11 protein-coding genes and 1 pseudogene are annotated in these 15,338 nt (G+C 55.0%); 3 read left to right on the top strand and 9 right to left on the bottom strand.

The annotated features are described in order from the left end of the window. Nucleotides 1-75 precede the first annotated feature (75 nt). The 6 genes from ACOVRJ_RS02940 to ACOVRJ_RS02915 all read right to left on the bottom strand — a co-directional run bounded on the left by ACOVRJ_RS02940 (nt 76) and on the right by ACOVRJ_RS02915 (nt 7,176). Nucleotides 76-1,143, bottom strand: a complete 1,068-nt coding sequence (locus ACOVRJ_RS02940) for an XrtA/PEP-CTERM system-associated ATPase (protein WP_422042409.1) — start codon at nt 1,141-1,143, stop codon at nt 76-78. A gap of 3 nt (nt 1,144-1,146) precedes the next feature. Then, nucleotides 1,147-2,646: a TIGR03016 family PEP-CTERM system-associated outer membrane protein gene (locus ACOVRJ_RS02935; protein WP_422042408.1), complete on the bottom strand. Its 1,500-nt coding sequence runs from the start codon at nt 2,644-2,646 to the stop codon at nt 1,147-1,149. A 160-nt stretch (nt 2,647-2,806) separates the two neighbouring features. After that, nucleotides 2,807-3,790: an XrtA-associated tyrosine autokinase gene (locus tag ACOVRJ_RS02930; RefSeq protein ID WP_422042407.1), complete on the bottom strand. Its 984-nt coding sequence runs from the start codon at nt 3,788-3,790 to the stop codon at nt 2,807-2,809. A gap of 1 nt (nt 3,791) precedes the next feature. Then, nucleotides 3,792-5,366 carry an XrtA system polysaccharide chain length determinant gene (locus ACOVRJ_RS02925; RefSeq protein WP_422042406.1) on the bottom strand — a complete coding sequence of 525 codons (1,575 nt, stop codon included), beginning with the start codon at nt 5,364-5,366 and terminating at the stop codon, nt 3,792-3,794. A 99-nt stretch (nt 5,367-5,465) separates the two neighbouring features. After that, nucleotides 5,466-6,101, bottom strand: a complete 636-nt coding sequence (locus ACOVRJ_RS02920) for an XrtA/PEP-CTERM system exopolysaccharide export protein (protein ID WP_422042405.1) — start codon at nt 6,099-6,101, stop codon at nt 5,466-5,468. A gap of 208 nt (nt 6,102-6,309) precedes the next feature. Further along, entirely contained in the window at nt 6,310-7,176 is an 867-nt protein-coding gene (locus tag ACOVRJ_RS02915; protein WP_422042404.1) for a ThiF family adenylyltransferase, read from the bottom strand. Between the two features lie 94 nt (nt 7,177-7,270). Between ACOVRJ_RS02915 and ACOVRJ_RS02910 the strand changes: the two genes are divergently transcribed. The 3 genes from ACOVRJ_RS02910 (at nt 7,271) to ACOVRJ_RS02900 (ending at nt 12,531) form a co-directional block, all read left to right on the top strand. Continuing rightward, complete coding sequence (locus ACOVRJ_RS02910; RefSeq protein WP_422042403.1) at nt 7,271-8,401, top strand: nitroreductase family protein; 1,131 nt, start codon at nt 7,271-7,273, stop codon at nt 8,399-8,401. 82 nt (nt 8,402-8,483) lie between these two features. Beyond that, nucleotides 8,484-11,312: an XrtA/PEP-CTERM system TPR-repeat protein PrsT gene (gene prsT / locus ACOVRJ_RS02905; RefSeq protein WP_422042402.1), complete on the top strand. Its 2,829-nt coding sequence runs from the start codon at nt 8,484-8,486 to the stop codon at nt 11,310-11,312. 166 nt (nt 11,313-11,478) lie between these two features. Beyond that, on the top strand, nt 11,479-12,531 hold the full coding sequence (locus ACOVRJ_RS02900) for an EDSAP-1 family PEP-CTERM protein (RefSeq protein ID WP_422042401.1): 1,053 nt from the start codon (nt 11,479-11,481) through the stop codon (nt 12,529-12,531). Between the two features lie 104 nt (nt 12,532-12,635). Here ACOVRJ_RS02900 and ACOVRJ_RS02895 read toward each other — a convergent pair whose 3' ends face one another. From ACOVRJ_RS02895 to ACOVRJ_RS02885, 3 genes and pseudogenes are all read right to left on the bottom strand, one after another. Further along, complete coding sequence (locus ACOVRJ_RS02895; RefSeq protein WP_422042400.1) at nt 12,636-13,835, bottom strand: glycosyl transferase family 1; 1,200 nt, start codon at nt 13,833-13,835, stop codon at nt 12,636-12,638. 103 nt (nt 13,836-13,938) lie between these two features. Then, nucleotides 13,939-14,724, bottom strand: coding sequence for a S1 family peptidase (locus ACOVRJ_RS02890; protein ID WP_422042399.1), 786 nt, complete (start codon nt 14,722-14,724; stop codon nt 13,939-13,941). Next, a pseudogene (locus ACOVRJ_RS02885) lies at nt 14,721-15,338 on the bottom strand (hypothetical protein); the annotation flags it as partial. The pseudogene ACOVRJ_RS02885 and the gene ACOVRJ_RS02890, both read right to left, overlap by 4 nt.

Below are 15,338 nucleotides of genomic sequence, written 5' to 3'. Positions count from 1 at the left end.
TGCACTTTGCGACGGGAACTCCACGGAGCAAGGTCCTCTGCCCCATTCCCCGGAGCCAAGGCCCCGGCAGTTGTTTCAATCCTGCTTGACCGACGCCAGCAAGCGCTGCATCAACTTCAAAGTCTGCAAGTTAATTCTCTCCAAGCGAAGCAGGCTGGCTTCCAAGCGTTGCAAACGATCGGCCTGCTGTCCCTCGCCCAGCCTCCCAAACTCGGAAGACAAGGCTGCCGCTTCTTCCGCCCCCAGATTCAACCGCGACAAGTCATAGCCTGCAGTATCAGGCAGTGCGTCCAGAGCTTGCGCACCTTCGCCATGCACAGGCTTGGGTACTGCAATTTCTTGAGCAATGTCGCGCAAGGCCTCTTCTACATCGGGCAAGGCCAAATGCGTCTTGCTGCCCATGAACCCCAAGAGCAGGAGCCGGTCGCACAAGGAGTTAATCCGTCGAGGGATCCCTTGGCTGGCCTTGAAGATGGCGGGGAAAGCTTCAGGCGCGAAGCTTGGCTTTCCGCTGCTGCCCGCGCATTTCAAGCGATGTTCGATATAGCGCTGCGTTTCATCTTCATCCAAGGGACCGATATGGCAGGTGGCCGCAACCCGTTGCCGAAACTGCTCCATCTCCGGGCGCTGCAAAATGCTTCGGAACTCGGGTTGACCGACCAAAAAGGTCTGCAGCAAAGACTGGTTGCTGAACTGAAAGTTCGACAACATGCGCAACTCTTCGACTGCGCGAGCGCTCAGGTTTTGAGCCTCGTCCACGATCAGCAGGCAGCGCTTACCTTGGCTGGTTTGGCTGACAAAAAATGCCTCCAAAGTCATCAAGACCTCAGACTTAGGCAAGTCCTTGACACGCACGCCGAAGGCGGACCCCACCATCCGCAAAGTGTCTTCGGCATCCAACTGCGTCGTAACCAAATTGCCGATCACCACATTGCTGCGATTCAGGCTGTCCAACAGCCCGCGGAGCAAGGTGGTCTTGCCTGCCCCAATTTCCCCGGTGATGACGATGAAGCCATCATTGCGCAGCACGCCGTAGTCCAGATAAGCCTTGGCGCGCCGGTGCTGCTTGCTCCCGAAGTAGAAATTCGGATCCGGGCTGAGTTGAAAAGGCTTGCTGCTCAAGCCATAGAACGCTTCGTACATTTGCTAGAACTGGTGGACCAAGGTTGCAAACACGGCATTCTCCCGATAGGGCAAGGTGCCTTCAAACAGCGAATACCGAGTACCAATATTCAAAGAGCCCTTCTGGCCCAATCGTCCATTCCAACTGAGATTCACGTTACGCAGTGTGGTCGACTGACTGGCCAGATCGCCGCGAGTTTGCTGCTCTGAGATCGCCAGATTGGCGGAGCTATCGGGCGTCAAGCGGTATGAAAAACTCGCACTTGCGCCGCGCTGCACGACCTTCGAGGACTGAGACAAATCACCCTGACCTGGCACCTGCCCACCAATTCGACTACTTGCGCTTTGATTCAGCGTCGCGGTCGCTGAAGCACGCAAGCCTTGCCAAGATGCAGACAGCTCTTGCCGGCGTTGCAAAGAGGGCGATGAGGACAAAAAGCCTGAGTTGGCTTGCGCATTCGGGCTACGCCCGGTTTCCTGCAAGAACTGCCTAACCTTCGCATCACGAACAACCGGGTCGGGATAGAGGCTCTCGAACTGGAAGAAATACAGCTGGTAATTCGTCAACTGCCCACCAGCACCGCTGCTCAGCCCTTGCGACACGGACGTTGAGTCCATGAATCGAATGGACGAACGTTGAAAACGATGATTCAGACTGAGCGAATGGCTGTCGCCGTAATCATGACGCTGATAGTCCCCCTGGAACGAGGTGCGAGGGGTGGGAGTCCAGACCGCATTGAACCCGGCCGTGGGTCCGCTTTTCGCAGCGCCTGTCTTGAGATCACTACGCTCCAAGCCGGCATTCACTCCGATGGAGAACTCAATATCGGGGCGGTAACTCAAACCCGCCGTCGCAGACGACCGGACATTGTCTATCCCCGAGCTGGCATTTGCCCGCTGCGAACTCACAGCACTCCACCAAGACAGCGGCCCCGTTGCGATGCCATCGGCGCGCAAAGAGAGGTCTGCTTGCCGCGAATCACCCACGGCCGAGTTCTTGACTCGCGTTTCCGTGGCGCTCGCTTTGGCCTCCCATCGGGCGAAATCCGCCAAACGCCCACGCCAACTCGGGGTCACGATCAAGTTTGCAACATCACTGCTGTTGGGATTGCGAATCGCGTTTTCAGCGGACGTTTGCTGACCAAACGCGGAAGCCTGTTGTTGACCGTAACTGGCACGGACATCCACAAAGAAATGGCGGTCGATCAACTCCAAACTCGCATTGGCCGACAAAGCATGTTGAACGTTGTTGGCGCGCTCAGTCTTGGTATAGATGAGTCCGTTCAAGGCGTAGTCCAAGCTACCTCGCAAACGCCCGCTATTGCTGTTCACAGTGAGGCCAGGAGCCACCATCGAGATCAATGCCTGATCCTTGGCTCGCTCTTGCAAAGACAAATTGTCGGTCCATGTTTGGGTCAAACTGACGCGTGGCTGCACTCGCAACCCCGCGCCGCCAGAGCCAGCGCCCGATACACCACCTGCATCAGCGGATGGACTTGATCCAATTGCGCTTCCAAGACCCATGCCAACTGCCTGCGACAGCGCAAGCCCTGGCACCAAGCCCAAAAGTGCTGCCGCAAGGGCTGAAGCCATCGGCCTGGGGATCAGGCGCCCATGGAGACCATGACCCGACACTTGGCGGATGGATTCTGATCCCATACCGCTGTTCGGCAAATGGCGGCCGTCAGCCCTTGGACGCGTCACGGCTGCCCCCATAGCCGTAGCCATAGCCGTAGCCGTAGCCATAACCCGACCCATAGCTCCCTTGCGCATTGTCAGAAGCCTGATTCAACAGCAACATTTTCAAGGGGCAAGACTCAATGGTCGCCAAGGCCTGCTGCACCGCCGTCTGAGAGGTACTCTCAGCTCGAATCACCACCACGATTTGACCCATATGCGAAGCCAACACGCGAGATTCTGTAGTCAAGAGCAAAGGCGGCGAATCAAAAATGATGATCCGGTCTGGATAGCGCTTGGCCATATCCTCCAGCAGATTGCTCATCGCATCGCTGGCCAACAGTTCTGTTGCACGCTGGTGCGGCGTACCACTGGGCAGCAATGTCAGCTTATCGACATTGGTTCGCAGCATGACATCGGCCATGTCAAACTTCTGCTCCAGAACGTCAAGCAAACCCGGGCCTTGCGGCAGACCCAACATGCGAAGCATTGAGGGCCGCGCCACATCGGCATCCACCAGCATCACCGTGTTGTCCAGTTCGGCGGCAATACTCAGCGCCAAGTTCAGGGATGTAAAGCTCTTCCCTTCCCCCGCCAACGCACTGGTCACCATGATCAGATTTGCGTGATTCAGTGTGGCGGCCCCCTTACCCATGGCATTCTTGATCAAAGGCCGCTTGATCACCCGATACTGATCGGCCAACTGACTTCGGCCGGCATTGGGCATCACAAAACCCTGAGCAGCCAAGGCGTCCAAATCAAGGTCGACCCGCCGCGATGAAGCTTGCGAAGACAGGTTCTCTTGCCTTGAGCTGCTACTGGCAGTGCTATGCGCTTCTCCGCGAGCCAGTTCAGGCGCCGCCGCATCCTCCGGTTTTTTCGATCCAGCAAGCATGTCAGACGGCATCTGCGATGAGTCTTCAGGCAGGACAACGCCGGCTTGCCGCAACTGCTCCAATCGACGAGCCGCTTGTTCAATCAGGCTAGTCATATCAGGCCACCACCCTTGTCGTCAAATAAGCCATTACCGACAGTCCCAACACAAACAGTCCAACCAAGCTCGCTGCTGCCGATCCAAAGTACACCAAATCCTTTCGTTTTCTCTTGATGTCATCCGGGGAGGTCAGCCGAGTGACGACGCCAAGGATCGGTAAGTCAATTCGCGAACGCAACTCAAGCGCATCGTGAAACACCGGTCTGAGTTGACTCACCAGGAAGGCTGTTGCCAAACCAGCAAACAAAGCCGCGCCCATCACACCCGCAAGCAGAAGGAGCCGATTTGGCGCCACAGGCTTCGGTGAAACACGCGGCGGATCGATCAATCGAAAGTCAACCACGCCAGCAGCAAGATCCAACTCACCCGACATCGACGCCGACTCTCGACGAGCCACCAAGTCTTCATAGCTCTTCTTGTGAATGGCGTAGTCGCGATTCAGCTGCGCCGCCTCCGCCTCGAGTTGGGGGGCTGTCCGCACACCCGCCAATGCCTTGGCGTAACGGGCAGAGTACTCATCCACGCGAGCTCTGAGGGTTGCAACCTGAACTTCTGCCGAAGCCAACAAACGACTCATCTCCTGAGCCGCAACGCTGCCATTGCCGCCCCCCGAAGGCGAGGCCAGCGCAATCTTGCGCAATTCCTTCATCTTCAATCGCTTCTCATCTTCGATATCAGAGATGGATTTGCGAGCACTAAGCACATCGGGGTGCTGCTCGGTGTAACGCTGCAACAAAGAATCCAGATTTCGGCGTTGCGCGTCCAAACGGGCATCCAGTTCTGGCGTCGCCAAACTCATATTCGATTCTTGAAGCAAGCTTTGCGTCGTGCTCATGGCGCCCTTGCGCTCAGCTTCCAACTGTTGCTTGGCCGCATCCCGACCATTGACCGCTTCCCGCAGTTCCAAGCGAGCACGCTCGAGCTCAACGCTCAACTCTCGCAAGCGGGAAGCCGAATCCTTGCCGTCTGCGTCGACATTCTGCAAGTTACGCAGGCGAAACTCTTTCAGCCGCCCTTCAGCCTCTTCAAGCTTAGCCTCGTAACTCTTGATTTGCTCATTAATGAAGGTGGCTGCGGTTGCGGAGTCTTTGCGGTTAGACCCAAGGCTTGACTCGACAAAAATTGACACAAACGACTGAACCACCCGTTTGGCACTTTCTTTGTCAGAGTCGCGGTAAGCCAAGGTGTACAGGTTGTCACGCGCCGTGCTCTGAATCGACAAGTTCTTGGTCACCGAATCGATCAAGGCCTCTTGCTGCGCCTTGGACTGATTTTTCAGATCCAAGTCGGCCATACGAATGAGCTTTTCAACGTTGGGCCGACTGATCAGCGTACGACTCAACATCACCACCTGTTGCTCAATGTTCGGCTGAATCGCGAGTCCAGACATCAGCGGCTTCAAGATCGACTCTGTGTCCACATAAATACGGGCACTGGCCTCGTACCGATCGGGCATGGTCATCACAAAGACTGAACCAGCAATACCGAGCAGCCATGCCACTGCCAAGCCTGGCCAACGGTACTTCCAGCTACGCTTCGCGATAGCAAGAGCCTGGGCAATCAATAAATCCATCGGCGGGTGATCTCAAGAAGAAGCGGCCAGAACTTTGGCCAAACACAAAAAGCAAGCTGCACAAATCAGGCAAAGGCTGTCAGCCTCGCCAGCAAACCATCAGAAAAAGCTCTGAGGAATGATCAACACGTCTCCAGGACGCATTTCGACATTGGCGGACACATCGCCGCGCTTGATCAAGTCCTTCAGACGCACCGAGTACTGCTTGCCGCCCTCGCTGGAGCGCAAAATGGTGGCTTCATTGCCAGAGGCAAAGTCCGTCAATCCTCCGACCGTGATCATCACGTCCAAAAGCGACATCTTTTGCTTGTACGGCAAGGCTTGCGGTTTGGCCGCTTCACCAATGACCCGAATTTGCTCGCTGTATGGCCCAACAAAGCCGGTCACGATCACCGTCACCACCGGGTCGCGAACATACTTACCCAGCTGCTTCTCGATCTCACGCGCGAGCTCGATAGGATTCTTGCCCTGCGCAACCAACTCATCAATCAAAGGCGTGGCAATCTTGCCATCCGGCCTCACAGGTACGGCCATGGACAACTCGGGGTTGCGCCAGACGATGATGTTGATATTGTCTCCAGCTCCAACGATGTAGCTGTAATCGGAAACGCCAGCCGAAATCGGAGCGGGCGGATGACCACCCGATGAACTAGCGCAGCCCTGCAACAGAGCTAAAGCCGCAGCACCGAGAGCCAAGCCGAGCTTGCGCGAGGTGAATTGAATGCTCTTGATCATGGCAACTCCTCAAATGTCTAAAAATTGGTGCTTCAAGCCGGCGGCAAAATCCACTGGTCGGCCCATGTAGCGCGCCGGGATCATCCCACAAAGCTTCGGCCTGTCACCCGCCCAATTTGAGGGTAATCACCACAAAACTCACTTGCAAACCAGCGACTTGGCAAATCGGTCACACAAGAGTCAGAAGTGAAGCCCTCTCAAGGACGGACTACCCCTTCAACAAGGGGCGAATCATGGCCAACAAGACTTGCTGCAAGGGATTGGCATTCCCGAATGGTCGCCAAGTGAAACGGAGCTTTTGCTTATACGCATCAAATTGCATCGCCCACGGCGCAGCGCGCAATGCCCCCCGATCCAGCAAAACCTTCAAGACAGAGGACCCCATAACCCCAGCACACAAGTCACAAGCCATCATGGTCGAGGGCCCGCGCTTTTCCTTAAAGTTGACTGCCTCAGGGGCGACCAGATAGCCGCGCTGGAGCATTGCAGGCGACAAACCGGCCATGAATCGAGCATATTGTTCTTTTTCACTATGCCCCTCAACCCGGAAATACTGCTCAAAGCTCATGCTGCCCGGCGCAAAATAAAGCAAAGAGACGCCCATCCCCAAGGGGGCGGCGGTTAATGCCGGAATACCTCGCTCGTAACAAGCCTGAAACAGCATTCTTCGCGCCTTTATGGCAAAGAAATCTATCCCATCCACATAAACATCGACGTCGCGGAGAAACTCCTCGATGTTCTCTGCCGTCACCCCAGCCCCAAAAACATCGACTTGCGCCTCAGGATTGATGTCTCGCGTTTGCTCCGCCAAGACCTCTGACTTTGGCCGACCTAGCGTGGACATCAAAGCCCCGACCTGCCGATTGAAGTTGTGGACTTCAAAGTCGTCAAAATCTGCAATACTGAAGCGGCCGACCCCTAGGCGAGCCAAAGTCAGCAAGTGCGCCCCGCCCACTCCGCCCAGACCTGCAATGGCAACCTTGGCCGTTCGAATTTTTTGCTGCTCTTTTGGGGTCAGCCATCCTATGTTTCTTGAAAATGCTCGGTCGTAATCGAAGCTTCCGTCTTGTCCCATCTCAGACCCCTAGAGTTCACCGTCAAAGTTTAACTGCCAACTTAAAGCGAAGTGACGCTTAAATAGTCACAAAAGCCGATCCAAATATCAAAACATGGCTGAGCGTGCAAAGCCTCCAGAAACTCTTCAAAGTCACAAGAAAATGAGTACCGACGATACGATCAAGAAAATTCTCGATACTGCACGCTGGGCACCTAGCGGGGACAACACACAGCCATGGCGCTTCGAGATCATTGATCCACTCCACGTTTGCGTTCATGCCTTTGACACCCGAACGCACTGCGTCTACGACCTCGATGGACACCCAAGCCAGATAGCAGTTGGCGCCCTGCTTGAAACTGCCGCCATCGGAGCCAGTCAGTTCGGACTGCGCATGGTTGCCTCACGACGCCCAGAATCGTTAGAGCATGCGCCACTCATCGACCTTCGTTTTCAAAAAGACTCCTCAATTTCAGCCAGCCCATTGTTGCCTTGCATCGAAAAGAGGAGCGTGCAAAGACGCCCTTTGAGCATGCGCCCCCTCACCGAGTTTGAGCAAGAGGCGCTGCAAACGGCAGTGGGTATTGGATACAAAGTCCATTGGATCTCGGGTTTCAAGGATCGAGTTCGAACCGCGAAGCTCATGTTTCATTCAGCGAGAATACGATTGATCATTCCTGAGGCCTACAAGGTTCACAAGGAAATCATCGAGTGGAATTCAAGGTACAGCACCGACCGGGTGCCAGACCAAGCCTTGGGCACTGACCCACTCACCACCAAGCTGATGCAAAACATCTTGCAAAGCTGGGATCGGGTTGTGTTTTTCAATCGCTTTCTCGCCGGAACCTGGGCACCCCGCATCCAACTTGACTTCATTCCCAGCCTGGCCTGCGCCTCGCACTTCGTGCTGGTCGCCGATAAGCCCCCAGCCACCATTGACGACTACATCGCGGCTGGACGTGCGATGCAGCGCTTTTGGCTGACTTGCACCCACCTCGGACTGCTAATGCAGCCAGAAGTTACCCCCCTGGTTTTCAGCCGATACGCACGACGAAATGTGCAGTTTTCGACAGTGAGCCAAGCCATGCCGCTAGCTCACGAGGTGCAAACGCGTTTAGTTCATTTAGTTGGTCGACACACTGCCGAGAACGCAGTGTTCATGGGGCGCATTGGACAAGGCAAACAACCCTTCGCTCGTTCGCTTCGTCGCCCTCTGGAAAGCCTTATGAGAATCAACAAGACATAAGCGCCGCGGCGCCTAGAAAACCGGTTCTTTGCGACCGTCGGCACATATTTTTCGAAATCAGGTAGCCCAAGCACTGCTTGAGGTGCCCGACACCATCCAACAACGCTTCCTTATCCCTTGCGGACTTTTTCACCCCATGAAAGCTCACCGTCGAGTCACGATCGCTGCAACCGTTCTTTCTTCATTGATGGCCTTAACCGCCTGCGGAGGATCTTCGCCGGACGAGCTCCTGAAAGATGCTCGTTCCCGCATGGCAAAGAACGAACATCAGTCAGCCATGCTGCAAGTGAAAACAGCATTGCAAAAGCAGCCAGATATCTCGGAAGGCCGTTACCTCCTCGGTGCTTTGCTTCTGGACACAGGCGAAGCGCAATTGGCAGTCATTGAGCTACGAAGGGCCATCGAGTTGGGGCACCCAATAGATGAGGCCGTTCCCGTACTGGCGAAAGCACTTTTGGCGACTGGCCAGTACCAAGTTTTGATCAATGACTTCGCCAAGCAAAATCTCTCCACACCGACCGCAAACGCCCAACTCAAGACTTCGTTGGCTTACGCCTACGAGTACCTTGACAAATCCGATCTGGCGCAGGAAGCCATCGCCGCAGCACAGAAAGCAGTCCCAGACTACCCGGCGACACTGATTCTGATAGCCAGAATCGCAGGCTACAAAAAGCAGCCCGATGCCGCGATGGCCACCATGGACAAGGTGCTCAAGGCGACACCTAACGACGCGCAAGCATGGTTTCAAAAAGGTGAGTTGCTGGTGCTCAGCAAGGGTGAACTTGCAGGCGCTACCGAGGCTTTCCGCAAAACACTTGAACTACAACCCAGATTTCACGAGGCCAGGTACGCACTCATCTCACTGCTGATTGGCGCGCGCGACCTCAAGGGTGCCACGGTACAAGTGGCGGAGTTAAGCAAACTACAGCCCAAGCATCCCTTGACCAAATACTTTGAAGCGCAACTCGGACTCCTCAAGGGGGACACCAAGTTGGCCCTTGAATCCATAGAGATCGCTCAGAAATCGATGCCCAGCACGGTGCGCGTATTGCAACTCGCCGGTGAAATACAGATGGCCAGCGGCTCTTTGCTTCAAGCTGAAAAGTCATTCAGCCAAGCGCTGAACATCAACCCCAATGCTCCCGTCACAAGGCGCCAGCTTGCCCGCCTGCATATGCGCATGGGCCAACCCAGTAAGGCACTGGAGGTCTTGAAGCCCTTGCTCGCAGGCACTGACAACAACGCCCAGAACTTTGCCTTGGCCGGTGAAGCTCAGTTAATGGCTGGCAACACTGAACAAGCGCGGAACAATTTCGAGAAAGCCGTCAAGCTAGATCCAAGCAATAGCAAGAATTTGTCGCAACTGACCGTCTTCAAGCAGCCGTCTGTAGGATTTGAAGCCACAGTTACCGAGTTGCAGAAAATTGCCGCCACAGACAAAGACACAAGTGCTGATTTGGCATTGATTAGTGTTTTGGTCCAGCAAAAAGCTTACGACCGTGCCGTCAAGGCTGTTGCGGCGCTCGAAGTCAAGCTGCCTCAAAACCCCCTGCCCAAAAACTTGCGCGGCAATGTTCAACTGCTCCAAGGGGATACCGCCGCGGCTCGCGCCAGCTACGAGCAAGCACTGAAAATTGACCCTCTGTTCATTCCAGCAGCAACGAGCTTGGCCAACCTGGACTTGCTGAACAAAGACATCGCCTCGGCAAAGAGCCGGTTCGACAGCATCCTCAAGGCCGATCCAAGGAACTTGGATGCCCTGCTGGCGCAGGTCAAACTCCGCGGTCTTGAAGCCGCGCCTGCATCCGAAATCGCCAGCCTTTTGGCCAAAGCCGTTCAACTCAACCCAGGTGAAGCTGAACCTCGCCTGATGCTGATCAACCTCCAGCTCGAAACCAAAGACAACAAGAGTGCCTTGGCCAGCGCGCAAGACGCCAACGCAAAGATTGCGAATCAGCCGGATCTCGTCGATGCACTCGGACGCACCCAGATGGCAGCGGGAGAGACACAGCAAGCCATTTCAACCTTCAATAAGCTGGTCGCACTCGAGCCCAAATCAACCCGACCCTTGATGCGCTTGGCCGCCGCACAACTGATCAACGGCTCGACCCAACAAGCCGAGCAGAGCCTGAACCGCGCTCTGTCCTTGTCGCCCAATTTCTTGCCTGCCCAGCAGGCGCTGATCAAAACAAGCATGGCCGACAAGCGATACGACGCTGCTATTCAGGTGGCCCGCACCGTGCAGCAACAACGCCCAAATGAAACCACAGGCCAGGACCTGGAAGCCGAGATTGAAATGACCCGCGGCAACAAGGCCGCTGCCGTTGATGTCTATCGCCGGGCAGTCAAAAAGTATCCCGTCGCGATCATGGCCGTCAAGTTGCACGCAGCTTTGCGAGGCGCCCAACAAGACGCTGAAGCAGACAAGTTCGCCGCGACATGGATCAACGAGCACCCCAAAGACGCCGGCTTCCCCGCCTATTTGGGTGACTTGGCATTGCTGCAAAAGCAATATGACGTCGCTGAAAAGCACTTCCGCACGGTAGCCACACTTCGCCCTGACAGCGCAGACGCGCTGAACAATATCGCCGTCACGCTGTTCAAGCAAAACAAGGCCGGCGCCACCGCTTTTGCGGAGCAAGCACTCAAGCTACGCCCCAAGGATCCAGGACTCATGGACACCCTCGCTACAGCACTGGCCGCCGACAAGCAACTTCCACAAGCACTGGCGATTCAAAAGCAGGCATTGGCTTTGGCGCCAGACGACAAAACACTCCGTCTCCACCTGGCCAAACTGCATATCCAAGCCGGTGACAAAAAAGCAGCCTCGGTCGAACTGAAGGAACTTGCGAAACTGGGAGCTAAGTTTCCCGCCCAGTCCGAAGTCGATGCGCTGCTCAAGTCCTTGTGAATCCCAGGAGAAACTGTCGGAAAACTTTACACACAAGCTCTCGCCCCAGTATCAGAACAAAATTTATCCTTCAAAATCAAAGACTTAAAAACTTGGCACGCTTACTGCTAACAATGAGATGTGTCAGAGGCGACGTCCGCTTCGGCCAAGCAAAAGGATGAAAGTCATGATGAAATTTACACAACTGAAGGCGGTCGGCGCCATCGCCGGCGCTTGCGCCGCTCTGTTCGCCGCAGGTTCTGCTCAGGCATACACCTATGCAGTCTCCAAGCTGGACATTAAGGACCTGAACGTGTCCTCCGTGGTCGCCGGCACCAATATTGATGTCAGCGCCGCAACGAACTATTCGTTCACCCTGACCAACACCGCCGGTTATTCCGATCAGGCCAGCAACTCCTACAGCGCTATCGGCTCCAAAGGCTGCAAGGGCAATGCCAGCGACAACACAACCAACTGCGGCAAAGGCGGCGTTGTCTTGGATGCCAACGTGGCCAACGTGGTCGCCCCAGGCTTGACCAGCGCCCGCGCTGAGAATGATTTCGCCCAGCTGGGTTCGAACGGCACACAGAGCTTCTCGAACGCAGACTCGCAGATCAGCACCGCCAAGTTGGTTGACCCCACCAAGCTGACTAACTCTCAGCAAATCGCCGAGTCTTTGCTGAACATCAACGGCCAAGCCTTCGCCAATACCGAAGTCAAGTCCACCACCACCCTGGTGACCAACTTGTTCTTCAGCGGCTTGACTGACTTGAACATCAGCTTTGAGGCCCTGCTGAAGATGACCGGCGCCATCAGCGAACTGCCTGGCGGCCTGTACACATCGCAAGCCAACTCCAATGTTTTGGTCTCCTTGACCAAAAAGGGTTCCACCGGTAACTGGACTTGGACTCCTGACGGCGACAACACCACTGGCTGCACAGGCAGTGGCTTTGGCTTCGGCAGCACCTGCGTGGAAAACGCTGACACCTGGAACTTGGGCGGCGGCAACCAGATCGGCGGCAACACCGAATCTTTTGACCTCTCGTCGGGCGGCTTCAAGAATTTCGGCGTGAGCATCAAGAACCTGGTCGGTGGCGAGTACACGCTCAACCTGACTTCGACCACCAGCTCGTATGTCGACCGCCAATACGTTCCTGAGCCAGGCTCCCTGGCTCTGGTTGGCTTGGCCTTGGCTGGTCTGGGCTTGGCCGGCAAGCGCCGCGCTCGCAACAGCAAGTAAGGAAGTAGTCGGCACAAAGACGGCAGGTTGATCCCTGCCATCTTCGTCCGCCGAACAAAAAAAGGACCTTCGCGGTCCTTTTTTTATTTGCGGGACAAGAATACTCAACAGAGCATTTGACCGACCAGCCGAGGAAACTCATCCAGCGCATTCAAGGCACGGAATTGACCTTGCACCTGCTGAGCGGCCAAGGCGAAGCTGCCCTGCGTTTGAAGCAATGCAATATCTCGGCTGACTCGCTCCACGGAAAACTCGCCCGCCCGCATCGACAGCCCCGCCCCGACTCGGCAAACACCCACCATATTCAGAACTTGATCCAAATTCGAACAAATTCCGAGCACGGGAACGCCCTCCTTCAAGGCTTGATGCGCAGTTGGACTGCCTCCATTACAAACGACCAGACTGGACGCTGCTGCCGCTAAGTTACCAGGCAAAAAATCAGCACTGAAGACGAGTTGCGAAGAGGAAACCCACTTCGTTCTTCCTGCGGTTGCGACCAAACACACCAAGCCTTGCCGGACACAGGCCTCGACAAGTTTGGGCAGCAAGTCCACATCGCCCGTTGAACCCAAAGTGATGTAGACCCGAGGCCTGTCGACGGCCATGGCCTCTGCCCACCAAATCGGAAGCTCAACAGAGGGCGACCAGACCACGGGACCGATAAAGTGATGCGATGCGGGCGCCGCCGTACAGGGCACCAAGCCGGGCGTGTCACAGTAAAGCACAACATCCCCATCACCGTAATACTCGCGGATCGAGCGATAAGGCTTCAAGCCGAAGCGCTTACGCACCCTATTGATGGGGGCAGTATGCAAACGACTGGCGAAAGGCCAAGCCGCCCGGAAGATAGGGTCGAATACCGTAAAGCCTAGCAGTCTTGCGGCCGGCAAATCAGGGGCCAGCATTCGTTGTTCATTGGCAAATGCACTCCAATAGGCGTTGCCAATAACAATCAATGGAATCTTCAACAATCTGGCAGAAATCGCCAGCGAAAGCCTGAAATCACCAACAACCAAATCAGGCTTGATCTCTTCCAACATCCGGAGATCAGATTCAACATACTGCTGTAGTTCTTCTTCGGAGTAGACGGGTGACCCTTGGGCCAAACGCTTCATGAACAATTCGGAAGAAATGCCTTCAATCCTGTATTTCGCCCATGTAGAACCCGCCGTACACAAGCCATACGCGCCGTTGCTTGCGAAAACAATCTCATAACGCGCCGTGCTCAATGCGCCAGCAAGAACACTGGGCCGGGCCACATGCGCGAGAGAAACCGCCTCCGCCACAAAAAGTATCTTTTTCATCTGAGTACCTCAGAGGCACAGCGCCCACTCCTGCCGAATAAGGCAGCGGAACGCAATGCGTTGAACGCAAATACTTAGTCCGCACAGAACCATGACGCCAGACTCAAGGCATCAGCATTCGCTGTACCGCATCCACGGGAATCGCGTAACTGATACCTGAAGGGTGACTCAATGCAGACTCTTTGGTGCTCTTCAACAGCACCATGTTGATAACGCCAACGACCTCGCCTGTTGAAATCTCAAACACGGGTCCCCCGCTATTTCCAGGATAAGCGGTCCCATCTAGTTGCATGATTTTGAAGGCGCCAGTGCGAAGCTGGGCAATGTTTCGCGCACTAAGGGTCGAACCGGTAGGCGCCGGTAGCGCAACTGGAGTCAATGCGGAAATGGTTGCACGGTGGGTTACATGGGAAAAACCCAAGGCCCCGCCAATGGGAAAGCCCATGAATGCAACAGAAGTTCCCTCCGCCACTTCACCAGACTTCAGACTCAGTGCTTGCAATGGCGGCCCCTCGATATCCAAAACAGCCAGATCGTTGGTCTTGTCGGAAACAACTCGCTCGACCCTTCGAGGACGCCAATCCCCGGCATAATTCTTGTGTTGAACCACAAGAAATCTTGACTTAGCGCTCTCGAACTCCGGCAGCACATGGGCGTTGGTGATGATTCTTCTACCGTCCCCAACCACAAACCCCGTACCCCTGAAGGTAAAACGTGGGCTATCTAAATCTCCAAACGTCCCAACCAACACCACCGAAGGCTTTGCTTTCCTAATCAAGTCAGGCAAATCTTTCGGATACTCCTGCGCTTCAGAAACACCGACAGAAAACACAGCAAAAAAACCAAAGGCGACACGTAGAAAAAGCCCAGCCATAGGTGTAATGCTCAATTGAGGTCTCCTGCAGTGATTCCCACCTCCAGAGAAGCGACACATTGACGCCATACCGGATCCGACTCAATCACCCGGAAACCGAAAAACACCCCGGCATCTGTTTCTCTGCGGCGCATCAACTTCACTTCCAACCGAGACCTTTGCAAAAGTCCTAGGTCTATTTCCGCTTGACCTTCAACCCCATCGGGAATTGGCAACTTACATTCCGCCTGGAAACCTGAGATAGAAACCTCAATGATCTCAATAATAAGTTTCCTCACCTCACCACCGGTCGATATCGAAATGATTCCCGGGCAACGCAATGAATATCGCTGATGTTTTCGCAAAGGATGCCCATGATCTACCGACCCTTGGAGCATGGGTAGCACTGAGCGATATTCAGCCAGATCGTAAATCGACCAAAGCAGCGACTTGCTTCGATCGTCCAGGTCATTAAGAACAGTTGAACTTTTATTGAAAAAGTAATCAAGAAGTTCTGGCGTCATGACCGGATCATTGGTCGTGTGGTATTTTCTCGCCGGCCAGGATATATTGTTAAAAATTATTTCATAAAAATACTTATACAAATTTCTCCTGCTCGGCCGCCCTTTAAATCCCTGTTTCAAGAACCC

Origin of the sequence: Roseateles sp., assembly GCF_049240545.1 — a bacterium.
Classification (GTDB): domain Bacteria; phylum Pseudomonadota; class Gammaproteobacteria; order Burkholderiales; family Burkholderiaceae_C; genus Paucibacter_A.
This window is presented reverse-complemented; position numbering and strand designations above follow the sequence as displayed.